Origin of the sequence: Tetzosporium hominis (assembly GCF_002265435.1) — a bacterium.
Classification (GTDB): Bacteria; Bacillota; Bacilli; order Bacillales_A; family Planococcaceae; genus Chryseomicrobium; species Chryseomicrobium hominis.
Genome location: NZ_NOKQ01000258.1, coordinates 1 through 202 on the forward strand (window position 1 = coordinate 1; position 202 = coordinate 202).

1 protein-coding gene is annotated in these 202 nt (G+C 39.1%); it reads right to left on the reverse strand.

What is annotated here, in order from left to right:
* Positions 1 to 185: hypothetical protein (locus CF394_RS11935; RefSeq protein ID WP_439332874.1), on the reverse strand; the 185-nt coding region annotated here is incomplete at its 3' end.
* Positions 186 to 202 lie beyond the last annotated feature (17 nt).

Consider the following 202-nt stretch of genomic DNA (forward strand, 5'->3'; position numbering starts at 1 on the left):
ACCTTGAAGGTATTCAAGAGGTCAAATTCTGAAGCTTTGGCCAACTCAGCTGAAACATTCTCAAGTTGTGCTTTATTAATCTTATGAGTGATAATCACTACACGCGCCTTATCACCCTCTTTTCCATCTTGGAGGATTTGCTTGAAGGAAATATCTTGAGCATTAAAGATTTCAGCCAGTTTCAAGACCTGACCTTTTGAGT